This is a genomic window from Streptomyces rugosispiralis (genome assembly GCF_024505145.1).
Classification (GTDB): Bacteria; Actinomycetota; Actinomycetes; order Streptomycetales; family Streptomycetaceae; genus Streptomyces; species Streptomyces rugosispiralis.
This window is the reverse complement of the sequence record NZ_JANIAA010000003.1, coordinates 365,133-385,808: the sequence shown is the minus strand read 5'-3', so window position 1 is coordinate 385,808 and position 20,676 is coordinate 365,133. Positions and strand designations below refer to the sequence as shown.

At 71.4% G+C, this 20,676-nt stretch carries 23 protein-coding genes; 12 read left to right on the top strand and 11 right to left on the bottom strand.

Annotated features, from left to right (window positions below):
- The first annotated feature begins 85 nt into the window (after positions 1 to 85).
- Positions 86 to 769: a helix-turn-helix transcriptional regulator gene (locus NP777_RS08175; protein ID WP_256649505.1), complete on the top strand. Its 684-nt coding sequence runs from the start codon at positions 86 to 88 to the stop codon at positions 767 to 769.
- Between the two features lie 193 nt (positions 770 to 962).
- Entirely contained in the window at positions 963 to 1,964 is a 1,002-nt protein-coding gene (locus NP777_RS08170; RefSeq protein WP_256649385.1) for a threonine ammonia-lyase, read from the top strand.
- A 100-nt stretch (positions 1,965 to 2,064) separates the two neighbouring features.
- Here NP777_RS08170 and NP777_RS08165 read toward each other — a convergent pair whose 3' ends face one another.
- From NP777_RS08165 to NP777_RS08135, 7 genes are all read right to left on the bottom strand, one after another.
- Positions 2,065 to 2,295 carry a DUF5133 domain-containing protein gene (locus NP777_RS08165; RefSeq protein WP_256649384.1) on the bottom strand — a complete coding sequence of 77 codons (231 nt, stop codon included), beginning with the start codon at positions 2,293 to 2,295 and terminating at the stop codon, positions 2,065 to 2,067.
- A gap of 64 nt (positions 2,296 to 2,359) precedes the next feature.
- On the bottom strand, positions 2,360 to 3,178 hold the full coding sequence (locus tag NP777_RS08160; protein ID WP_256649383.1) for a SigB/SigF/SigG family RNA polymerase sigma factor: 819 nt from the start codon (positions 3,176 to 3,178) through the stop codon (positions 2,360 to 2,362).
- A gap of 270 nt (positions 3,179 to 3,448) precedes the next feature.
- Positions 3,449 to 4,045: a TetR/AcrR family transcriptional regulator gene (locus NP777_RS08155; RefSeq protein ID WP_256649382.1), complete on the bottom strand. Its 597-nt coding sequence runs from the start codon at positions 4,043 to 4,045 to the stop codon at positions 3,449 to 3,451.
- Between the two features lie 146 nt (positions 4,046 to 4,191).
- On the bottom strand, positions 4,192 to 5,043 hold the full coding sequence (locus NP777_RS08150) for an oxidoreductase (RefSeq protein WP_256649381.1): 852 nt from the start codon (positions 5,041 to 5,043) through the stop codon (positions 4,192 to 4,194).
- Between the two features lie 177 nt (positions 5,044 to 5,220).
- Entirely contained in the window at positions 5,221 to 5,742 is a 522-nt protein-coding gene (locus NP777_RS08145; protein WP_256649380.1) for a flavin reductase family protein, read from the bottom strand.
- A 99-nt stretch (positions 5,743 to 5,841) separates the two neighbouring features.
- Positions 5,842 to 7,275 (bottom strand): LLM class flavin-dependent oxidoreductase, encoded by a 1,434-nt coding sequence (locus tag NP777_RS08140; RefSeq protein WP_256649379.1) that lies wholly within the window; start codon positions 7,273 to 7,275, stop codon positions 5,842 to 5,844.
- Between the two features lie 278 nt (positions 7,276 to 7,553).
- Entirely contained in the window at positions 7,554 to 8,348 is a 795-nt protein-coding gene (locus tag NP777_RS08135) for an IclR family transcriptional regulator (protein ID WP_256649378.1), read from the bottom strand.
- 242 nt (positions 8,349 to 8,590) lie between these two features.
- Here NP777_RS08135 and NP777_RS08130 point away from each other — a divergent pair, with 242 nt between their 5' ends.
- From NP777_RS08130 to NP777_RS08115, 4 genes are all read left to right on the top strand, one after another.
- On the top strand, positions 8,591 to 9,934 hold the full coding sequence (locus NP777_RS08130) for a flavin monoamine oxidase family protein (protein WP_256649377.1): 1,344 nt from the start codon (positions 8,591 to 8,593) through the stop codon (positions 9,932 to 9,934).
- Positions 9,935 to 10,048: 114 nt separating this feature from the next.
- Positions 10,049 to 10,663, top strand: coding sequence for a hypothetical protein (locus NP777_RS08125; protein WP_256649376.1), 615 nt, complete (start codon positions 10,049 to 10,051; stop codon positions 10,661 to 10,663).
- A 335-nt stretch (positions 10,664 to 10,998) separates the two neighbouring features.
- Positions 10,999 to 12,135, top strand: coding sequence for an LLM class flavin-dependent oxidoreductase (locus NP777_RS08120; protein ID WP_256649375.1), 1,137 nt, complete (start codon positions 10,999 to 11,001; stop codon positions 12,133 to 12,135).
- A gap of 67 nt (positions 12,136 to 12,202) precedes the next feature.
- Positions 12,203 to 13,222, top strand: a complete 1,020-nt coding sequence (locus tag NP777_RS08115) for an LLM class flavin-dependent oxidoreductase (protein WP_256649374.1) — start codon at positions 12,203 to 12,205, stop codon at positions 13,220 to 13,222.
- Positions 13,223 to 13,252: 30 nt separating this feature from the next.
- Here NP777_RS08115 and NP777_RS08110 read toward each other — a convergent pair whose 3' ends face one another.
- Entirely contained in the window at positions 13,253 to 14,539 is a 1,287-nt protein-coding gene (locus NP777_RS08110) for a hydroxyacid-oxoacid transhydrogenase (protein ID WP_256649373.1), read from the bottom strand.
- Positions 14,540 to 14,776: 237 nt separating this feature from the next.
- Between NP777_RS08110 and NP777_RS08105 the strand changes: the two genes are divergently transcribed.
- On the top strand, positions 14,777 to 15,085 hold the full coding sequence (locus tag NP777_RS08105; protein ID WP_256649372.1) for a hypothetical protein: 309 nt from the start codon (positions 14,777 to 14,779) through the stop codon (positions 15,083 to 15,085).
- The gene (locus NP777_RS08100; RefSeq protein ID WP_256649371.1) at positions 15,082 to 15,348 is read left to right on the top strand and encodes a hypothetical protein; all 267 of its coding nucleotides are present in this window, start codon (positions 15,082 to 15,084) and stop codon (positions 15,346 to 15,348) included. Before NP777_RS08105 ends, NP777_RS08100 begins: the two co-directional genes overlap by 4 nt.
- A gap of 96 nt (positions 15,349 to 15,444) precedes the next feature.
- Here the strand turns inward: NP777_RS08100 and NP777_RS08095 are convergent, their stop codons facing one another.
- Positions 15,445 to 16,215: an NADPH-dependent F420 reductase gene (locus tag NP777_RS08095; RefSeq protein WP_256649370.1), complete on the bottom strand. Its 771-nt coding sequence runs from the start codon at positions 16,213 to 16,215 to the stop codon at positions 15,445 to 15,447.
- A gap of 213 nt (positions 16,216 to 16,428) precedes the next feature.
- Here NP777_RS08095 and NP777_RS08090 point away from each other — a divergent pair, with 213 nt between their 5' ends.
- Together NP777_RS08090 and NP777_RS08085 are read left to right on the top strand one after the other, a co-directional pair.
- Complete coding sequence (locus tag NP777_RS08090) at positions 16,429 to 17,076, top strand: TetR/AcrR family transcriptional regulator (RefSeq protein ID WP_256649369.1); 648 nt, start codon at positions 16,429 to 16,431, stop codon at positions 17,074 to 17,076.
- 92 nt (positions 17,077 to 17,168) lie between these two features.
- A complete protein-coding gene (locus tag NP777_RS08085) occupies positions 17,169 to 17,942 on the top strand; it encodes an IclR family transcriptional regulator (protein ID WP_256649368.1) in 774 nt (257 codons plus the stop codon).
- 40 nt (positions 17,943 to 17,982) lie between these two features.
- On the opposite strand, the gene NP777_RS08080 is transcribed toward NP777_RS08085, so the two are convergent.
- Both NP777_RS08080 and NP777_RS08075 read right to left on the bottom strand, forming a co-directional pair.
- The gene (locus NP777_RS08080; RefSeq protein WP_256649367.1) at positions 17,983 to 18,363 is read right to left on the bottom strand and encodes a VOC family protein; all 381 of its coding nucleotides are present in this window, start codon (positions 18,361 to 18,363) and stop codon (positions 17,983 to 17,985) included.
- Positions 18,364 to 18,499: 136 nt separating this feature from the next.
- On the bottom strand, positions 18,500 to 19,018 hold the full coding sequence (locus NP777_RS08075) for a DUF2165 domain-containing protein (RefSeq protein ID WP_256649504.1): 519 nt from the start codon (positions 19,016 to 19,018) through the stop codon (positions 18,500 to 18,502).
- Between the two features lie 194 nt (positions 19,019 to 19,212).
- Between NP777_RS08075 and NP777_RS08070 the strand changes: the two genes are divergently transcribed.
- Together NP777_RS08070 and NP777_RS08065 are read left to right on the top strand one after the other, a co-directional pair.
- Positions 19,213 to 19,686 (top strand): carboxymuconolactone decarboxylase family protein, encoded by a 474-nt coding sequence (locus NP777_RS08070; RefSeq protein ID WP_256649366.1) that lies wholly within the window; start codon positions 19,213 to 19,215, stop codon positions 19,684 to 19,686.
- Between the two features lie 47 nt (positions 19,687 to 19,733).
- A complete protein-coding gene (locus NP777_RS08065) occupies positions 19,734 to 20,663 on the top strand; it encodes an RNA polymerase sigma-70 factor (RefSeq protein WP_256649365.1) in 930 nt (309 codons plus the stop codon).
- Positions 20,664 to 20,676 lie beyond the last annotated feature (13 nt).

Here is a 20,676-nt window from a genome sequence, read left to right as displayed (position 1 = left end):
CTAGGTACCGAGGCGGCCCGAACCTGTCCTCCTCTCCTGGAAGGCTGAGGGCATGGAGCTCGATCCGACGATCAGGACCTTGACCATGCTCACGCTGCTCCAGTCAGGGGGCGAGTGGACGGCCACCGAGCTGGCCGAACGGCTCGGCACGAGCGTCCGCACCGTGCGCCGCGACGCCCAGCGGCTGCGCCGCCTCGGGTACACCGTCGAGGCCCGCCCGGGACCGGGCAGCGCCTATCGGCTGAGCCCCGGGACCAGGATTCCGCCGCTGCTGTTCACCGCCGACGAGATCACCGCGCTGGTGGCCGGGCTGCATCTGATCCGCGCCTTCCTCCCCGGGGAGGCGGTCGCCTCGAGCGCGCTGCTCAAACTGGACCAAGTGCTGCCCCGCCCACTGCGACGCCGCGCGGCCGCCACCGACCTGGCCACCGAGGTGCTCCAGCAGCCCGGCGCCGTGGTCTCGGCGGCGACCGTCGGTGTGATCGCCGACGCGGTGGCCGAGGACGGCAGACTCCGCTTCCACTACACCGACCAGCGCGGCCGCGCCTCCACCCGCCTGGTCGAGCCGTACCGCCACTTCCTGCGCGCCGGACACTGGTACCTCGTGGCGTTCGACGCCGACCGGGACGACTGGCGCGCCTTTCGCCTCGACCGGATCACCGATATCTCCCGCGTGGCGGGCACCTACCGGCCGCACGCGTTCCCCGATGAGTCCATCGAGCACTGGCTGACCACCGACTTCGGCCGCGCCCCGCACGGCGTGGCGTGACGTTCCGGGACGCCCGAGGGTCCGCTGGAAGGTCCGCCGGTACGCGGAGGGCGCGGTGCCGACCGCGTCGCGGAACCAAGGTCTGGACGGACGCGGTGGCCGCCCGTGCGGCGGAGCCGATGCGCCACATTGACCGCGGCCGTGCCGGTCGGCTATCCACGGGGCAAGGACCTTCAGCGAGAGGACACCACCGTTGTCCGACATCCACGCCGACGGCGCCGTGCCCGGCTTCGGCATCGACGCCATCCACGCGGCCGCGCGGCGCCTGACCGGCCATGTGGTCCGGACGCCCCTGCTCAGCTCCCCGATGCTGGACGAACTCGTCGGCGCCCGCGTTCTGGTCAAGGCCGAATGTCTCCAGCTGACCGGCTCGTTCAAGCTGCGCGGGGCGCTCAACGCGCTGCTCACCCTGGACGAGGACGCCCGCCGCGCCGGGATCGTGGCCTACTCCGCCGGTAACCACGGGCAGGGCGTGGCCGCGGCGGCGCGGCTCGCCGGGTGCCCCGCGGTCATCGTCATGCCGAGCACCGCCCCGCGTATCAAGGTCGACAACTGCCGCTGGTGGGGCGCCGAGACGGTCCTGTACGACCCGGGGACCGAGGACCGGGAAGAGGTCGCCCGGAAGATCCTCGATGCGCGCGGGATGACGCTGATCCCGCCCTTCGACGACCCCCGCGTCATGGCCGGGCAGGGCACCGTCGGCCTGGAGATCGCCGAGCAGGCGCGCGAACTGGGACTGACCCCGGACACGGTGCTGGTGAACTGCAGTGGCGGCGGGCTCGCCGCCGGTGTGATCACCGCGCTCGACGACGCGTTCCCCGGCCTCGCGAACCACATCGTCGAACCCGCGGGCTTCGACAAGATGGCCCGGTCCCTCGCCACCGGCCGCGTATGCGCCAACCCCCACCCGCCGGACGGCCTCATGGACGCCCTCTCCGGCCCGGCGGCCGGTGCCCGCCCCCTGGCCGTCCTCCGCCACCACGACGTGACCGGCCTGACCGTCACCGACCAGGAGGTCCTGGCCGCCATGGGCACCGCCCACCGCCTCCTCAAGCTCGTGGTCGAGCCGGGCGGCGCCGCGTCCCTGGCGGCCCTGCTGTCCGGGAAGGTGGACGTCCGGGGCAAGGTCGTGGCGCTCGTGGCATCGGGCGGCAATGTCGATCCGGCGGTCTACCGCGAGGCCCTGGCGGACTGAAACCGTTCCACCGAGGGGCGCCGCGCCGACATCGCCCCGGCCGGGAAGATCAGGCGCCGAGGCCTCTCAGGCGCTGGGGCCTCTCAGGCGCCGAGGCCTCTCAGGCGCTGGGGACGAGGGAGTCGTCCTCGGGGTGGGCGCCGGGGAGCTGGTGCCGGGCGGCGATCAGAGCGGCGTCGATGTCCCGGGTGCCGGTGACGACGCACAGCGTGTACGCGACGTCGGCGAGCCGCTGCCGCGCCTCCGGGCTGCCGTTCTCGGCGTGCAGCATGCGGAGGGTCTCGTACTGCTGGATGAGGTCGGTCAGCACGGCGGGGTGGGCCATCAGCATGGCAGGCTCCTTCTTGTCCTGGGGACGGGGACGGGGACGGGGACTGGGGCGGGGCGGGGCGTTGCTATGCGTGGACCGGGATCCGGTCGGGCCGGGGCTCGGTCTCGACCTGGCTGCGGATCCGGGCGCAGCTTCGGGAGATGAGGCGGGAGACGTGCATCTGGGAGATGCCCAGCTCCTCGGCGATGCCGGCCTGGGTCATATCGCGGAAGAACCGCAGATACAGGATGTGCTGCTCCCGCTCAGGGAGCCGGTTCAGGCACGGCTTGACCGATTCCCGGGCGAGGACGGTGTCGTAGCGGGTCTCGGACCGGCCGAGGGTGTCGGCCAGCGAGTAGCCGTCGTCCGCGCCGGCGAGTTCGGCGTCCAGGGACAGGGACCGGAAGCTGTCGATGGCCTCCATCCCGGCGACGACGTCCTCCTCGCTCATGTCGGCGGCCTCGGCGACCCGGGCCACGGTCGGGGAGCGGTCGGTGCCTTCGGCCGCGGCGAGGTCCTGAATGGTGGCGCGGACCCTGTTGCGCAGCTCCTGCACCCGCCGGGGGACGTGGAGGTCCCAAGCGCAGTCGCGGAAGTACCGCTTGAGCTCCCCGACGATCGTCGGGATGGCGTAGGGCTGGAAGGCGCCGCCGCGTTGGGGGTCGTAACGTTCGACGGCCTTGACCAGGCCCAGGGCGGCGACCTGCTCCAAGTCCTCCAGATTCTCTCCGCGGTTGCGGTAGCGGCGGGCGAGGCGGTGGGCCATCGGCAGCCATGCCTCGACCAGCTTCTCGGCCAGTGCCTCCCGCTCGGGTCCCTTGGGCAGGGACGCCAGCCGCTCGAAGCCGGCCGCGGTGTCAGGAGTGTCGTCGTGGCGGCGGACGCCTGAACACGTGGCGCTCATCAAGGTCCTCTTCTCTCCCTGCTCGGTTCGCTGTCCAGCGGAGCGGGAGGCCGACATGGCACATCTGGGGCTCACAGCGCGCGGCACGCGCCTCCCGCCAGGTGTGCCTGCCTTCCGAAGCACCTTGGTCACTGACTCTTCTAGCCAGGGCCACGCAGCTCAAACCAATGAATTCACGAATCGTGGTTCGTGTTCGATTCTTCAGGAGTTGCCGCTGGCCACGGCGGCGGGGCACAGGGTGACGTCGGCCGCGCCGGGTTTACGGTCGCGTCAGTTGCTCATGACGCGACGCCAGATGGCGACGGTGGTCGCGGTCGCGGCGGAGTAGTCCTTCTCGGGGGAGCAGGCGGCGCGGTAGAAGGTCCGTTCCGTCAGCCAGCACAGTGCGTGGGCGAGCGCGGCGGCTCCGTCCGGGCCGCTCCCGTCGGGGATCCCCGCCCGCGCCAGCACCTGGGTCATGGTGCGGGCGAAGGCGTCGACCGTGTCGTTCCAGGCGGCTCCGATGACCGGGTGCAGCGCGGAGTAGTCCACCGCCGCCCGCATGACGGTGCCGTGCTCGCGCCAGACCCGCTCCACGCCGTGCACGGCCCGCTCCATCACCTCGACGGGTGGGGACGTCGCGTCCTGCGCCGTACTGTCGGCCGCGGCCCGGATGGTGCGCAGGGTGCGCTCGACGAGGGCGGCGAGGACCTCGTGCTTGTTGCCGAAGTAGAAGTAGAGGGAGCCACGGGAGATCCCGGCGCCTTTGGCGATCGCCTCGACCGTCAACTCCTCGAGGCCGGTGTGCTCGAGCAGCGCCTCGGCGGCGTCCAGGAGGGCCTGCTCGCGCAGGTCTCCCTTTCTCGGGGCGGCGCTGCGCCTTCCCACGGTGATCTCCCCTGATCGGCTCGCTCTTGCGAGCACTGTACTTCCGCCGGACCAGGACCAAGGACAGGGTCCAGGACGCCCGGGGCCCCAGGGTCCAGGACGCCCGGGGGGCGAGGTGTGGCCCTCGTCCTTGTCCGGCAGCGGGTTCACGCGCTGGTGATCTGCGCTCCGTCGGGGAAGTCCGTCGTCCGCGACAGCTTCTCCCAATCGCGGATGTCGTCGTCCACCGCCTGCCGGGCCGCCGCGACCAGGCGCAGCGCGTCCGAGCCCAGCACCAGGTGGCCGGGGGGCTCGGGGACGTCGAGGATGTGCAGCAGCGCCTCGGCGGCCTTCCGCGGGTCGCCCAACTGGTTGCCGCTGGCCGCTATCCGCGCCTCGCGGATCGGTGTGAACAGCGCGTCGTAGTCGGCGATGGTCCGCTCCGCGCGGGTCATCGACCGGCCCGCCCAGTCCGTACGGAACGAGCCGGGTTCGACGGCCGTGACATGGATGCCGAACGCGGCGACCTCCTTACGGATGCTCTCGAGCATGCCCTCGAGCGCGAACTTGCTGCCGCAGTAGGCCGACATCCCGGGCACCGCCATCAGCCCGCCCATGGAGGTCACCGCCATCAGGTGGCCCGCGCGCCGCTCGCGCATATGGGGGAGGACGGCCTGCAGTGTCGCCGCGGCCCCGAACACATTGGTCTCGAACTGTGCCCGGACCGCCGACAGCGGTGTCTCCTCGAAGATCCCCTCCAGGCCGTACCCGGCGTTGGCGATGGCCACGTCGAGCGGACCGACGGCCGCCTCGACCTCGTCGACCACGGCGCGTACGGCCACGTCATCGGTGACATCCAGCCGCCGCGCATGGGCCCGTCCCGGCGCCAGGGCCTCGAACGCCTCCCGGTCGGCTTCCCGGCGCACGGTGCCGACCACCGTATGCCCCGCGTCGAGCGCCCCCTCGGCGAACGCCCGGCCGAGCCCACTGCTCACACCGGTGATCAGGAAGGTCTTCATATCCGCTCACATCCCTTGGCCGCGGCAGTCGCGCCGCGCATAGACTCCGGCCCCTCCTCTCAAAAATCTACACCACGTCGATTTTTTTCATCGCGGTGTAGCCCGGGACCGGGGCCGGCAAGCTCGTCCGGTGTCCGGTGTCCGGTGTCCGGTGTCCGGTGTCCGGTGTCCGGCGGCTCAGGCGGCGACCGTGTCCCGATAGCTGCCGAGCCTGCCCTTGTGGAAGACCAGGGGCTCGCCGGGACCGGTGGACATGCGCAGTACGCGGGCGACGACGATGACGTGATCGCCGCCGTCGAGTTCCTGCTCCGGTTCGCAGTCGATCCAGGCGACGGCGCCGTTGACGCGCGGGGCGCCGTCGGGGGAGGGGTGCCAGGGCACATCGGCGAACTTTTCGCCGCTCTTGCGGGACAGCGACCGGCACACCGCGTCCTGTCCCTCGGCGAGGACGCTGGCGCTGAACCGGCCGCCGCCGCGGATCTTGGGCCAGCTGCTGGAGGTGCGGGCGATGCTGAAGGCGACCAGCGGAGGGTCGAGGGAGAGCGATGCGAAGGTGCTGACGATCAGGCCGACGGGCCGCGCCGAGGCGGGCTCCACGCCGGTCACCGCCACCACACCGGTGGGCAGGTGGGACATGACGTGCCGGAAGTCCGCCTGGTCGAGTTGGCGGCCGGAGGCGGTGGTCGGGGTGGTGGTCATGGTGATGCTCCCTTCGATGTGGTGGCGATGTGGTGGTGGCGTGGTGGTGGCGTGGTGGCGTGGTGGTACGGATGAGGGCGGCCGCCGTGCGCCGACGGATCAGACCGGTGTGCCGACGGGTGTGCTCACGGCGTCCGGAAGCTGGTCGCCCGCGCGCCGCGCGGCGCGGATCCTGGAGGCCGGGTGGTCGGGCAGGGTGCGGCGTAGGCCCGCGCCGTAGAAGCTCTCGCGCAGGGTGGTGGCCCGCTCGTCGTAGCCGTCGCGGGCCAGGCCCTGCCGCCGCAGCTCGGGGAGTGCCAGCTCGATGAAGTCCGCCCAGCCGCCGGGCTTGGTCGCGTAGCTGAGGTTGAATCCGTCGAGGCCGGCCTTGTCCCGCCAGGTGCGCAGTTCGGCGGCGACGGTCCGCGGGGAGCCGACGATGACCGCGCCGGTGCCGCCGATGCCGATGAACTCGGCGATCTGCCGGGAGGTCCAGGTCCGGGTGGGGTCCGCCCTGGAGAACATCTCCACCAGCGAGCGCGAGCCGTCCACGTCCGCGTACTGGAGCGGCAGGTCCGGGTCCAGCGTGCTCAGGTCGATCCCGGTCCAGCCCGCGTACCGGGCCAGCGCGCCCTCGTAGCTCACGTTCGCGAGGTGGCGCTCGTACTTCGCCCGCGCCTGCGCGTCGGTGGGCGCCACGATCACGGTGATCAGGGCGAGGATCTTGACGCTCCCGGGGTCACGTCCGGCCGCCGCGACCGCGGCCCGGATCCGGTCGACGCCGTGCCGGGTGAGTTCGGGTGTCATCGTGTTCACGAAGACCGCCTCGGCGTTCCGCGCGGCGAAGAGCATGCCGCGCGAGGAGGCACCGGCCTGGAAGAGCATGGGGGTCCGCTGCGGCGACGGCTGGCACAGATGGACGCCGGGGACCTCGAAGTAGGTGCCCTTGTGGCCGATGGGGTGGATGCGCCGCGGATCGAGATAGGCACCGGCTTCCGCGTCGCGGATGACCGCGTCGTCCTGCCAGGAGCTCTCCCACAGCTTGTAGCAGACCTCCAGGTACTCGTCCGCCATGTCGTAGCGCTTGTCGTGCGGGATCTGCGTACCGAGCCCGAGGTTGCGCGCGGCCGATTCGCTGTAGGAGGTGACGATGTTCCAGCCGACCCGGCCCGCCGTCAGATGGTCCAGCGTGCTGAACTTGCGGGCCAGCGCGTACGGCTGCTCGTACGTCAGGGACGAGGTGATGCCGAAGCCCAGGTGGCGGGTGACCGAAGCCATCGCCGGGACGATCAGAGCCGGGTCGTTGATCGGGAACTGGGCGGCGTCGCGCATCGCGGCGTCGGGGGATCCGCCGTAGACATCGTGATATCCGACGGTGTCGGCGAAGAAGATGCCGTCGAAGCAGGCGTCCTCCAGCATCCGGGCCATGTCGGTCCAGTAGCCCACGTCGGTGTAGCGCCGGCCCTCGTCCTCCGGGTCGCGCCAGGAACCCGCGGTCAGATGGGCGGGAGCGGCGACGTCGAAGGCGAAGAACTTCAGCGGCTGATTGCTCATGCTGCGCTCCAGGGCGAGAGGCGGGGCCTTCCTGCGGTGAAAATCCGCAGAGCACCTTGAGGTGAGGAGAGTGATGCCATTGCGGCGTTCAGTATGCGAACGCGGCGTTCATGTTGAGCATGCTGAAGTCTCGCGAGGGCCGGTGTCAACAGGTCGGCCGGACGCGGTACGTGCCCACGGCGGGGCGGAGTCGATAAATCGCCTACGGAGCGGAGGAGGGCATGCGGGGGCCACCGGCCCCGGGGGCGGGACGCCCGGATCACCCGGATCACCCGGATCTAGGCGGACGGCGAGTCCTGCCAGAACGCCTCGGTCAGGCGGTCGACGGTGGAGCGCATCTCCTGGAGGGCCTCGGGGATCCGGTCCCGGCCGAACCGGTACCTGGGCCCGTCCAGGGCCAGGATCGCCACCAGGGTCCCGGACGAGTCGCGGATCGGGCGCGCCAGGGACAGCAGCTCTTCCTCGAGTTCGTTGTCGATGACGCCGAAGCCCTGCTCGCGGACCTGCTCCAGATCCTTGAGCAGGGTCGCGCGGTCGGTGATGGTGCGCGAGGCGTAGGGCTCCAGCCGCTCCGGCAGGAGGGCGAGCACCTCCTCCACGGGCAGGTCGGCGAGCAGGACCTTGCCGGTGGAGCTGGCGTGCAGGGGGTAGTGCTCGCCGACCATGTTCCGCGGCACGATGCTGACCACGTGGGAGCCCGCGGCCTCGGCGATCAGCTCGACCCCGCCTCTGAGGTCCGGCACCGACAGGGTCACCGACTCGTTGAACCTGTTCGCCAGCTCCTGCAGCAGGGGCTGGGCGCGGGCGGCGAGGCCCGCGTGGGGGTCCGCGTAGCGGCCGAGTCGGGCCAGCTCCCAGCCCAGGATGTAGTTGTTCTCGACGCGGTCGACGAGCCCGCTCTGCTCCAGGCTGTAGAGCAGGCGGAAGGCGGTGGGCCGGGAGATCCCCGCCGCCTTGGCGAGGGTGGTCACGGTGGCTCCGGACCGGGGCTGGGCCGCCAACTCGCGGAGCAGCCGGACCCCTTTGGTCACGGACTTGTTGGTCATGTCCGCCGGTCCGGACGCGTCGCTCATGGGGCCCTTTCGTCGTGCGGATCGTCGCGCGGAGTCGCTCCGCGCGCGACCTTTCCCCTCACCGTACCGTCGGCCTGTTCAGGGAGTGAACGCCGTCACCGCGAGGAGCCGGGGGCCGCGGCCGCGCGAGGTCTTGACAGCGGGGCGGCGGGTGCGGCCCACTATCCGTACGCGCTGATATGAACGTCACGTTCAATATGTGGACGCGCCTCGGAGTCGGGGCTCTACGAAGGAGGACTCACGTGCTCGGGCAGGCAGACGTCGTCGTCATCGGAGCCGGAGTCGCCGGCCTGATCACCGCTCGTGAACTCGGCCGGAAGGGAGCGCGGGTCGTCGTCCTCGAGGCACGCGACCGGATCGGCGGCCGGACCTGGACCGATCACCGGCTGGGGCGGGACCTGGAGATGGGCGGCACCTGGGTGCACTGGGTCCAGCCGCACGTCTGGGCGGAGATCACCCGCTACGGCCTGGAGATCACCCGTGGCCCCCGCTCGGAGGAGACCTACTGGCTCGCCGGTGACCAGGTGCGCCGCGGGACCCTGGACGACTTCATGCGGCTCATCGACCCGGGCATGACCCGGCTGCTGGAAGACACCATGAAGTGGATCCCCCGCCCGAACGCGCCGCTGACCGTCCCACGGCTGGCCGACGTCGACCAGTTCAACCTCCAGGAGATGCTCGACGACCTCGAGCTGTCCATCGAGGAGCGGAACGCCAACGAGGCCGCGTGGGTCGGCCACTTCAACGCCCCGCTCGACCAGTGCGCCTACACCAGCGCCCTGCGCTGGACCGCCGCCACCGCCGGGTCCTGGCATCTCATGCACGAGGCATCCGCGATCTTCCGGCTCACCGGCTCCACCCGGAGTCTGGTGGAGGCCATCGCCGCGGACGCGGAAGCCGACATCCGCCTGTCGTCACCGGTCCGTTCCCTCACCCACGACGACCAGGGCGCCGAGATCACCTACGGCGACGGAGACACCATCACCGCCCGGCGTGTGGTGATCACCGTGCCGCAGAACGTCCTGCACCAGCTCGACATCGCCCCCGCGCTGCCGGACGGCAAGCTCCGCCCCAGCCTGGAAAAGACCGCCTCCCGCGGCGCCAAGGCATGGATCCGGGTGCGCGGCCGCATCAAGCCCTTCTTCGCCTACTCCTCCCAGGCCCACCCCCTCGCCGTCGTACGCACCGAGTTCGTCGGGGAGGACGACGCCGTACTGGTCGCCTTCGGCCCGGACTCGACCCGGATCGACGTCAACGACCCGCAGGCCATCGACGCGGCCCTGAAGGTCTGGCGCGACGACCTCGAGGTGATCGAGACCGGCGGCCACGACTGGATGGCCGACCCCTACTCCCAGGAGACCTGGCTGATCCAGCAACCCCACCACCTCACCCGCTACCACCGCGCCCAGCAGGAGAACACCGGAGTCCTGCACTTCGCCAGCAGCGACTACGCGAACATCTGGGCCGGTTTCATCGACGGCGCCATCGAAAGCGGCACCCGCGTGGCCCGCCAGGTCCACCAGGACCTCCAGGTTCACCAGGACCTCCAGGTTCACCAGGACCTCCAGCGGCCCTCCGCCCGCTGACCGGCATCACACGCCTCGGCGCCCACCCCGGGGCACTTCGGCTCCCCGCCCTGCACTCGGGGGGCGCGGTGGCGAGGTCCGCGAGGAGCCGCAGCGCCGCCGCCGAGGGGGAGGGTGAAGTGGGGCGGGCTGATCGGTTTCATCACGCTCGGGATGTGCGGCGGAACGACGGTCCTGCTGAGCCTGTATATGCAGGACGTCCTGGGCTGCTCCGCGCCGGCCACCGGTGCGGGCTTCCTCGCGGAGGGCATCGCGGCGCTCATCGGCGGCATGCTGGCCGCCCGGCTGATCGGCGCGCTCGGCACGGCGGGGGTCATGGCCACCGGCCTGGCCGTGCAGGGGCTCGGCACCGGCGCGATGGTCCTGCTGCCCGAGGACGGCGGTCCGGCGCTCCTCCTGCTGACCTCCGGGACCATGGGCTTCGGACATGTGCTGACCGTCGTCTCGTTCATCACCGCCATGACGTCCGGACTGCGGGACGACGAACAAGCCGTCGTGGGTGGCCTGTCGCAGCTGCCGCAGTTCCTCGGCGCCATCGGGACCGCATGTCTGGCGGCCATCGTCACCGCACGCACCAAGGCCCTGGCCACGACGGCGAGTCCGACGCTCGCCACGCTGGGCGGGCTGCACACGGCGATGCTCACGGCGGGGTTCGTCTGCCTCGTCGGCGCCCTCCTCGCGGTGCTGTTCCCGCGGCCGACCCCGTCCCGATGGGATCTGCCGCAATGAGACACCAAAAGGTGTCCATTGACAGCGGCCCTCGTGGTCACGACCATTGGGATATGCATTCGACGCATCCGGGCGTGCTCTGCCGCTACGTGGACTACCTGCGCACCTCCAGCGCGCTCTGTCGCTGACCGGGCGGTCGTACCGCCCCCGGAGGTCGGCACCCGCGGCCGACCACCTCCTGCCACCGGACCGGCCCGGAATTCCGCTCTTCCTCGGCACCGTGCGTTCCGTGCGCGCGTGTGCGGTGCTCGGGTACTCGGCTGCGCCGCGTTCATGACGGTCCGGCGGCCGCCCTTGCCGCGTACAACTCGCCTGCCCCGAAAGGCAATTGACCCATGTCCGCATCCGCCCCCGCACCCGCGTCCTCGGTCGAGTTCATCGGCATGATCGAGACCCAGGAGGTCTCCGAGACCCGGCCCGCCACCGGTCCGGCGATCGACCCGGAGTACACCACCCGCTTCGCCCGCGCCCACGAGGACGCGGGCTTCGACCGGATCCTCATCGGTTACAGCTCCCGCCGGCCCGATGGAACGCAGGTGGCCGCGCACGTGGCGGCCCGCACCGAGCGGATCGGTCTGCTCATCGCCCACCGCCCCGGTTTCGTCGCCCCCACCCTCGCCGCGCGGAGCTTCGCCACCCTCGACCAGTTCACCGGCGGGCGCGTGGCCGTGCACACCATCACCGGTGGCAACGACGCGGAACAGCGCAAGGACGGCGACTTCCTGGGCAAGGAGGAGCGCTACGGCCGCACCGACGAGTACCTGGGCATCCTGCGGCGTGCCTGGTCCTCCGCCGAGCCGTTCAGCCACGAGGGCCGCCACTACCGGTTCGAGGACTACTCCTCCGAGGTTCTGCCGCACCGGGCCACCGGCATCCCGCTGTACTTCGGCGGCTCCTCCGAGGCCGCCTACCGGGTGGGTGGCAAACACGCCGACACCTTCGCGCTGTGGGGCGAACCGCTCGCGGAGACCGCCGAGCAGATCGCCTCCGTACGCGCCGCCGCGGCGGCCGCCGGACGTGTCCAGGCGCCCGGGATCAGCGTGTCCTTCCGTCCGATCCTGGCCGCCACCGAGGAGTTGGCCTGGGAACGGGCCCATCGCGTCCTGGACACCATCAGGACCGGGGCCGGTCGCCCGTTCTTCCATCAGCGGAACGGCGAGCGCGCACCCCAGAACGCCGGGTCCCAGCGGCTGCTCGCGGCCGCCGCCAAGGCCGACCGCCACGACCGGGCGCTGTGGACCCCCACCGCCACCGCGACCGGCGCGGGCGGCAACACCACCGCACTCGTCGGCACCCCGGAGACGGTCGCCCAGGCGCTGCTGGACTACGTGGACATCGGCGCCACCACCCTCCTCATCCGTGGCTACGACCCGCTCGACGACGCCATCGACTACGGCCGCCACCTCATCCCCCTCGTCCGCCAGGAACTCGCCCACCGCGCCGCCATCCCGCTGTCCGTCCCGGCCGGGTGAACCACTCCGCGACAATGGAACGGCAATGGTGTGCGGCGGAGTACGCCGCGGACGCTGGAGGAATCCTGTGCCGCTGACCTCGAAACCCCTGCGGAAGCTGGGCTTCTTGACCATCGGGCTGTTCGACGCGGCCGACCCCCGCCGGGGCCATGAGTCGACACTCGAGATCATCGAACTGGGTGAACGGCTGGGTTTCGACAGCGCCTGGGTGCGCCATCGCCATCTGCAATACGGCATCTCCTCACCCGTGGCCGTTCTGGCGGCGGTATCGCAGCGCACCAGCCGCATCGAGCTGGGCACGGCCGTCATCCCCATGGGATGGGAGAATCCGCTGCGGCTGGCCGAGGACCTGGCGACGGTCGACATCCTGTCCGGGGGCCGTCTCAACCCGGGGGTCAGCGCCGGTCCGCCGCACCACTACGACCAGGTCAAGGGCGTGCTCCACCCCGACACCGCCGACGCCGAGGACTTCAGCCACGAGCGGGTGCGACGGCTGCTGGACTGCGTACGCGGCGAACCGGTCAGCGACTTCAGCGGTGTCGAGGGCTTCGAGCTGTTCTCCGACCGCGTCCAGCCGCACGCCCCGGGGCTCGGCCGCCGCATGTGGTACGGCGGTGGCAGCCTGCGGTCGGCCCAGTGGGCCGGGGAACACGGCATGAACCTGCTCACCAGCAGTGTGGTGAAGGCGGAGGAGTCCGAGGACTTCGCCGAGATCCAGCTCTCGCACATCCGGACCTTCCGCGCCCACCACCCCGACGGCGACCGTGCCCGGGTCTCCCAGGGGCTCGTCGTCATCCCCACCGACACCGCGACACCCGAGCAGCGCGCGAAGTACGAGCGGTACGCCCAGCAGCGGCTGCCGCGCACCGCCACCCCCCAGGGACCGGCGCGCATGATGTTCGCGCCCGATCTCGTCGGCACCTCCGAGGACATCGCCGAACGGCTCACCTCGCACGCCGCGTTCCGGGAGGTCGAGGAGGTGGCGTTCGCGCTGCCCTTCACCTTCGACCACGAGGACTACGTACAGATCCTCACCGACATCGCCACCGAGCTGGCCCCGGCACTGGGCTGGCGACCGGCCCCGTAGCGCTTCCCGGAGGCTGCGCGGGCTTCGTCCTCACCAGAGCGACAGCGAGCGGTCGAAGATCCCGGCGAGGTCGTCCTCGGTGACCTCGCGCGGGGCGGTGGCCAGCAGCCGCTGCTGCTTCATGGCGCCGTCCACCAGCGCGGGGATGTCGCCCTTGCCGTAGCCGACACCGCCGATGCCGTCGGGCATCCCGATGTCGCGCATCAACCGCTGGATCGCGGTGGGCAGATACTCGACCGGGTCGGCGGGGCGTTCCATCCCCGGGGCGAGGAGTTCCGCGGCCCGCAGATGCCGTTCTGGCTGGGCGCCGAAGGTGAAGCGGAACGCCTCCGGCGCGGTCAGCGAGACGGCCATCCCGTGCGGCACCATCGGCTCGTGCGCGGGGTAGCCGGCGGGGTGGAAGTCCTTCACCCGCCCGGCGATCGGATAGGCGTTGGCGTGCGGGATGTGCACCCCCGCGTTGCCGAAGCCGAGACCGGCGAAGGTGGCCGCCAGGGCCATGTCGGAGCGCGCCTCGGGGTCCCCGTCGCGGACCGCGGTACGGAAGGACCGCGCGAGCAGGTGCAGCGCCCGATCCGACCACGCGTCGGAGATGGGGTTGGCGCCGCAGTACGGCACCCGCTGCTCGGGGTGTTTGCGCGGGTAGGTGTCGTACGGGCGGGCCGTGTAGCTCTCCAGCGCGTGGCAGAGGATGTCCATGCCGCTGGCGGCGGTCACCCCGGCGGGCAGGGTGAGGGTCAGGTCCGGGTCGATGACCGCGAGCGTGGGCCGCAGCCGGGCGTGGCTGATGCCGGTCTTCACCTTCAGCTCCAGCACGTCCAGCACGCAGATGGTGGTGGACTCCGAGCCGGTTCCGGTGGTGGTGGGGACCGCGACCAGCGGTTTCAGCGGGTTGCCGGGCGCCAGCGCCCTGCCCACGGGCGCGTTGACGTAGTCCATCAGCGTGCCGGGGTTGGTGCTGAGCAGGTTGACGGCCTTGGCGGTGTCGATGCTGGAGCCGCCGCCCACCGCGACGAAGGCGTCCCACGGGCCCGACGCCCGCGCGTGGTCGACCGCCTCCCGCAGGCTGACGTCGGTGGGCTCCACACGCACCCCGTCGAAGACCTGGGCCTCGATGCCGAACGCGGTCATCCGTTCGGCGATGCGGTGTGGCGCGCCGGTGGCGGCCACCCCGGCGTCGGTGATCACGAGGACCCGGCGGACCCCGTGCTGGGAGAGGTCGAAGCCGATCTCGTCGGACGCTCCCGGCCCGAACTTCAGCGCCGGGGCGCCGTAGGTGAACACGGACTCGGGGCGGGCCGGAACGGTGCTGCTCATACGCGTCCCTCCTGGGGATCGGAGTAGGTCCCGGCACCGCGGCGAGCGGGGCTCGGAGCGTCGGCCGGGTCCGGACGATCAAGCGTAGAAGCCATCGGGGGCGAGCCGCATCGAGCGCGGCTGCTCGGCGTCGTGGCCGAAGACGACGGTGGCGTCCGACCGCTCGGCGATGCCGCGGATCTTCCCCACCGAGGCGTACCAGGCGGTCAGGTCTCCGCCGCCGTCGACTCGGCCGCGATGGAATCTGCCGCGGTGGACCCCGCCCTGGCCGATCGGCTCGATGGCCTCGAGACGGCCTATGCCGTCCAGGCCGCCACCCACGACCTGGCGATCGCGGCCGGTGAGCGGGCGATCGGCGACAAGGTCGGCCTCACGGCGCGGCCCGCGCGGGAGTCGTACGGTGCCGATGAGCCCGCCGCCGGGTATCTGCTCGCGAGCAGGTTGCTCGAGGACGGCGAATCCCTCGCCGCGGCCGGGCTGTTCGCCCCGCTGGCGGAAGTGGAGGTCGCGTTCGCCCTCGGCGAGGCGCTGCCGGTCCGCGGGTGACCGCGCGGGACGTGCGCGACGCCACCGCCGCCGTGACACCGGCCTTCGAGATCGTCGACAGCCGCCGGCGCGGCGGCGCGCGGACGCTCCCCACGCTCGTCGCCGACAGCACCAACGCCGCTCGCGCGACGGTGGGCCCCGCGGTCGCGCCGTCGGTGTGCGTGGACCCCGCGAAGATCGCCGTCACGCTGACGATCGGCGCGGGTGACCGCCTGGTGGCCGACCTCGGTGAACTGGGCCGGATCGCCCTCGACGTCAACTGACCACCAGGGGCCGGGGCCAGGACGTATGTGGCCTCAGCCCCTGTGCGTGTGGGGGCGGGGGCGTATGTGGCCTCAGCCCCTGCGCGTGTGGGGGCGTCAGCGCATCACGCGGTCCGCGGTGAGAACGCGGGGCGTCTCGGCCAGCAGGGCGCGCAGCCGGTCGGCGGACAGCGGGGCGCCCGGGTCCGCGGGGGGCCGGGTCTGGAAGGGGCGGCCGGACCTGATCTCCTCGCCCATCTTGGCCATGGCGGCCTTCAGCGCTTCGGCGTCGGCGAAGTAGGGCACCGCATAGGCGGCGGTCTCCGGCTCGAAGCGCCAGCTTTCGGCCAGGGGGCCGACGTCGACGGTGTCGAAGCCCAGCCGGCCGATCAGGGCGGCGGCGCTCGCCCTCGCCTCCGGGTCGTCGCCGGCGATCGGCAGGGCGGTGCGGTCGGCGGCTCCGGTGGGACGGGCGAGCGCCGGGATCTGCCCGTCGCCGATGTTGTTGAACGCCTTCACGAGCTTCGCGCCGGCCAGGTGCCGTTGAACGAGTTCGCTCGTGGTGATCTGGCCCGAGTCGAGCTCCTCGAAGTCCCCGTCGCGGAACGGGTAGTAGTTGATCGTGTCCAGCACGACCTTGCCGGTCAGCGCGGCGGCCGGGAGCTTGCGGTAGGCGGCCAGCGGGATGCTCACCACCACCCAGTCGCCCGCTCGGGCCGCCTCCTCGGGCGTCGCGGCCCGAGCGCGCTCCCCGAGTTCGGCGATGGTCCGGGCCAGGGTCTCGGGCCCGCGGGAATTGGACAGGACGACGTCGATGCCCGCCGCGATCGCGAGCCGGGCGACGTTCGTGCCGATGTTGCCGCTGCCGATGAAGCCGAGCGTTGCCATGAAAGAGGTCTCCTCATCTGACGGACCCGTGGTCCGCGGGCGCTTCTGTCTCAGTCTCCGAGCCGGGCCCGGGTGGGAACGGGTGCGGGGAGGCCGGGCCTCGCACACCGCCGAACCGGAGCGAGTGCTCCTGTTGACGGTAACACAATCGGAGCACTCGCTCCGTAATATCCGGAGCGAGTGCTCCGCAAAGCCGCCTGTACGCTGAATGCCGTGACCAGCGCCGACCAGTCCACGCCCCCGCGGCCCCCCGCCAGGCGCGCCCGCCGCGCGGACGCCGAGCGCAACCGTGCCGCGATCATCGAGGCGGCCGCTGTGGTCTTCGCCGAGCAGGGTTGCGCCGTCGACGTCCGTGAGATCGCCCGGCGCAGCGGCGTCGGCATGGGCACGCTCTACCGCCACTTCCCGACCAAGGACGAACTGCTCGCCACCGTCCTGGAGCGGGAATTCACCGCCTGGCTCACCGCCGCCCACCAGGCGGCGGCCGCGACGGAGGACCCCTGGGAGGCCCTGACCGGCTTCTTCGAGCAGGCCCTCGCCCACCAGGCCGGCAACCGGGCCCTCGTCGAGAGTCATACCGCCACCGGCGCCGCCTCGCGCGTGTGCGCCCGGCATCGCGAGGCCTTCATCGATGAACTGCGTACTCGCTGTGTGGACGCCGGACTGCTGCGCGAGGGGGTCACCACCGCGGACCTCGTCCTGCTCAGCGCCTCCCTGAGTCAGGTCATCCAGGCCACCGGCGACAGTCACCCCGGTCAGTGGCGCCGCCTTCTGCGCATCTCCCTCGACGGCCTCAGCAGCCGCAACACCGAACCACTGCCGGAGCCGGGGTCGCGCGCGGAGTCGTCCGCGAACGGCTGACCCGCCGACCGGAAGCCGCGTCCGCGCCGTCTGATATTTTGGACACCGTCTGCGCGAACGTGCTCCGCCGAAACGTGTGCTGGGAGGCCATCGTGGCGCGTCTCACCGCTCCGGCGCTTCGCCGGGGCCTGGACATCCTGGAACTGCTCATCGACCAGGATGAGGGGCTACGGGTCCCGGAGATCACCCAACACCTCGGCCTGCCCCGTGCCACCACGCACGAACTCGTCAACACACTGGCCGACCGCGGCTATGTGACGATCTCCAAGGAGACCGGACGCGTCGCGATGGGGCTCGGCGCCCTGCGTCTCGGCGCCGGTTACGAACGCGGGCTCGACCTCGCCACCGTGGGCCGGGAGTGCGCCGGCGAGGTGGCGCGGGAATGCGGTGAAACGGTCCAGGTCGTCGTGCGCGACGGCGGTTTCGCGGTGTTCGTCGTGCGCATCGACAGCAAGTACTCGGTCCGGCTGGTGTCCCAGGTGGGCAGCCGCCTGCCCGCCTCCTGCACCGCGGGCGGCAAGGCCCTGCTCAGCGCCCTCCCGGCCCGGGAACTCGACGAACTGTTCCCCGACGACAAGGCGCTGCGGCAGATGACCTCCCACAGCATCTCCACACGCAAGCGGCTCCTGTCCGAAATCGAAACGGCCCGCGAGCGCGGCTGGGCCGAGGAGTTCTGCGAGTCCAACGACCACGCGGCCTGCGTCGCCGCCCCGGTGCACGACCGCCTGGGCGACTGCGTGGCGGCCATGAGCATCTCGGTGCCCACCCCACGGTGGGGCGACGCGGAAAAGGAGCACTACGTCGAGCTGGTCCTGGGCGGTGCGAAGGCCATGGCGCAACGCCTGGGGGCGAGCGTGGCGTCGTAACCACGGCAGGAGGACGCACGCGCCCTCCTGCGAGCCCACATCAGGGCCACACATTGGCCTGCGCCCGAAAGGCCTCCGGATCGCTCTCCACCGGCAATACGCACACCAAGTGACCGCCCGGCACCCGCAGCACCCGGCACTCCTGCCACCGCGCGATCCGCTCGGCGCCCAGCGCGATCAAGCGCGCGGTCTCCGCCTCGACATTGTCGGTCTCGAAGTCCAGATGGATACGAGGCGCGTCGTCGACGGCCTGGACGGCGGTGACCAGCCCCGGAAGCGCCTCATGGAGCGTGGTGAATTGGGGTTCCGGCGGAAACGGCAGCGCGGTGACACCGAGCGCCGCCGACCAGAAGGCGGTTGCCCGCGCGACCTCGGCTTCGGGGGTATCGATCAGAACGGCGTACACACGGCTTCTATGCATGCACGGAACCTACCCACCTATTGAGCCCCGGCGGCGGGGCGTGCGCCCCCCCCCGCACGGGCTTCCTCCGGGGACGAACTCCGTCCGTGCGGGCCCGACCAGTCCGTGCGGGCCCGATCAGTCCGTGCGGGCCCGATCAGTCCGTGGAGTCGGGCTCGGCCCGCTCGGTCGCGAGCAGGTGAATGAGCAGCAGCACGATTCCGGAGATCAGGAAGACACGGGTGGCGGCCTCCAGCCCGTTCCACTGCTTGGACTGCCACATGGCGAACCATTCGCCGCCGATGGCGATGAACCCGGCGCCGAACAGCAGCATCAGCATCAACAGCCCCACGGTGCTGGCCTGACGGGCGCGGCGGACGCCGCCTCCGCGCAACCCCGCGCCCCACATGGCCGTCGCGGCGAGGAGGACCAGAGCGGCGACGGTCTCCCAGGCGATGATGGCGACGTAGGCGGTGTCCTGGAGCGCGGTGGACGTGATGGCCCGCCACATCAGGTCGTCGTCCTTGAACGTGGTGTCCATCGCCAGGACATGGCGGACGAATTGCTGATTGGTGTCGAAGTCGGTGATGTTGCCGAAGGCGACGAGCGCGATGTACAGCGCGATCGTCCCGGTGAGCACCGCCGAGATGGCGGAGTAGGCACGAGGGGAACGTATTCTGCCGGCTCGCTCGCTCACGATGACTCTGTCTCCCCGTTGTATTCCGTTGATCGGACCGAGCCGTAGCGTACAACTGTTTGGCTCAGTGGGCCCGGTGGCGGGGAGACGCAGGTCACATCTGTCCATGTCACAGGGGGTCGGGCCATCTCGTCTCAGGGGTGTAGCCACTGACAACCACCGAGGAGCACATCATGGACGCGCGACTGAACTACTCCGCCAGCCCGACCGCGGGCAAGGTCCTCAAGCCCGTCATGGCGGCGGGCAAGGCGGTCAAGGAGTCGCCGCTGCCGCCCGCCACGCAGGAACTGGTGGCGCTGCGCGTGAGCCAGATCAACGGCTGCGCCGGCTGCCTCGACATGCACACCAAGGAAGCCGCCGCGGCCGGTGAATCCGCGGTGCGGCTCCACTTGGTGGCGGCATGGCGGGAGGCCACCGTCTTCACCGACGCCGAGCGTGCCGCGCTGGAGCTGGCGGAGGCCGGGACCCGGGTCGCGGACGCGGCCGGTGGCGTCAGCGACGAGGTGTGGGCGAACGCCGCCGAGCACTACGACGAGGACCAGCTCACCGCCCTGGTGATCCTGGTCTCGTTCATGAACATGGTGAACCGGCTGAACGTCATCACTCGGCAGCCGGCGGGCAACTACCGGGCCGGGCAGTTCCACTGACCGGCGCTACGCTGTCCGGCCGGTGGTCCAGGGGGAGGGGAATCCGCGTGAGCGAGGTCGAGGAATTCGAGGAGCTGCGGCCGCTGCTGTTCTCGATCGCCTACCGGATCCTGGGCAGTGTGAGCGAGGCCGAGGACGCGGTGCAGGAGACGTGGCTGCGCTTCGACGCCTCGGCCACCCGGCCCACGTCCACCAAGGCGTATCTGTCGGCCACGGTGACACGCGTCTCGATCGATGTGCTGCGCTCCGCGCGGGTGCGACGGGAGGAGTACGTGGGCCCGTGGTTCCCCGAACCGCTGCTCAGCGATCCGTATCAGGATCCGGCCCGGGCGGTGGAGCTGGCCGACTCGGTGTCGATGGCGGCGCTGCTGCTCCTGGAGCGGCTCAGCCCGCTGGAGCGGGCGGTGTTCGTGCTGCGGGAGGTGTTCGCCTTCGGGTTCGACGAGATCGCCACGGCGGTGGGGCGGTCGGAGGCGGCATGCCGGCAGCTGCTGGTGCGGGCGCGGCGCCATATGGAGGCCGGGCGGCCGCGGTTCGCGGCGGACCGGCGGGAGCGGCAGGAGCTGGCCACCCGGTTCTTCGACGCGCTGAAGGACGGCGACGTGGGCGGGCTGCGGAAGCTGCTGGCCGCCGATGTGCGGCTGGTCGGGGACGGTGGCGGCAAGGCCCCGCAGCTGGCCAGGGCCGTCATGGGCGCGGAGAACGTGGCGCGGTTGCTGGGCGGTGTCTTCCCCTGGCTGCTGCGCGTCGATGTGTCGCTGGAGCCGCGCGAGGTCAACGGCCAGCCCGGCGCCATCTTCCGCGACCGGGACGGCAAGGTGCTCCACACCCTGGTCCTCGATGTGCTCGACGGGCGGATCCAGACCATCCGCACGGTGGTCAACCCCGACAAGCTGGGCCACCTCGGGCCGGTCGGTGACGCCTGGGCCGTGGACCGCGAGGTGAAGCGGGCACGTCGGCGGCCGAACCGACCGTGAGGCGGGGCCGTTC

Excerpts from the sequence above, each read along its gene's own strand:
- NP777_RS08175 (WP_256649505.1), top strand. The coding sequence starts at position 86 with ATGCTCACGCTGCTCCAGTCAGGGGGCGAGTGGACGGCCACCGAGCTG.
- NP777_RS08160 (WP_256649383.1), bottom strand. The coding sequence starts at position 3,178 with ATGAGCGCCACGTGTTCAGGCGTCCGCCGCCACGACGACACTCCTGAC.
- NP777_RS08110 (WP_256649373.1), bottom strand. The coding sequence starts at position 14,539 with ATGAGCAGCACCGTTCCGGCCCGCCCCGAGTCCGTGTTCACCTACGGC.
- NP777_RS08165 (WP_256649384.1), bottom strand. The coding sequence starts at position 2,295 with ATGCTGATGGCCCACCCCGCCGTGCTGACCGACCTCATCCAGCAGTAC.
- NP777_RS08135 (WP_256649378.1), bottom strand. The coding sequence starts at position 8,348 with ATGAGCGACGCGTCCGGACCGGCGGACATGACCAACAAGTCCGTGACC.
- NP777_RS08140 (WP_256649379.1), bottom strand. The coding sequence starts at position 7,275 with ATGAGCAATCAGCCGCTGAAGTTCTTCGCCTTCGACGTCGCCGCTCCC.
- NP777_RS08080 (WP_256649367.1), bottom strand. The coding sequence starts at position 18,363 with ATGCATAGAAGCCGTGTGTACGCCGTTCTGATCGATACCCCCGAAGCC.
- NP777_RS08145 (WP_256649380.1), bottom strand. The coding sequence starts at position 5,742 with ATGACCACCACCCCGACCACCGCCTCCGGCCGCCAACTCGACCAGGCG.
- NP777_RS08070 (WP_256649366.1), top strand. The coding sequence starts at position 19,213 with ATGGACGCGCGACTGAACTACTCCGCCAGCCCGACCGCGGGCAAGGTC.
- NP777_RS08105 (WP_256649372.1), top strand. The coding sequence starts at position 14,777 with ATGGAATCTGCCGCGGTGGACCCCGCCCTGGCCGATCGGCTCGATGGC.
- NP777_RS08095 (WP_256649370.1), bottom strand. The coding sequence starts at position 16,215 with ATGGCAACGCTCGGCTTCATCGGCAGCGGCAACATCGGCACGAACGTC.
- NP777_RS08150 (WP_256649381.1), bottom strand. The coding sequence starts at position 5,043 with ATGAAGACCTTCCTGATCACCGGTGTGAGCAGTGGGCTCGGCCGGGCG.
- NP777_RS08120 (WP_256649375.1), top strand. The coding sequence starts at position 10,999 with ATGTCCGCATCCGCCCCCGCACCCGCGTCCTCGGTCGAGTTCATCGGC.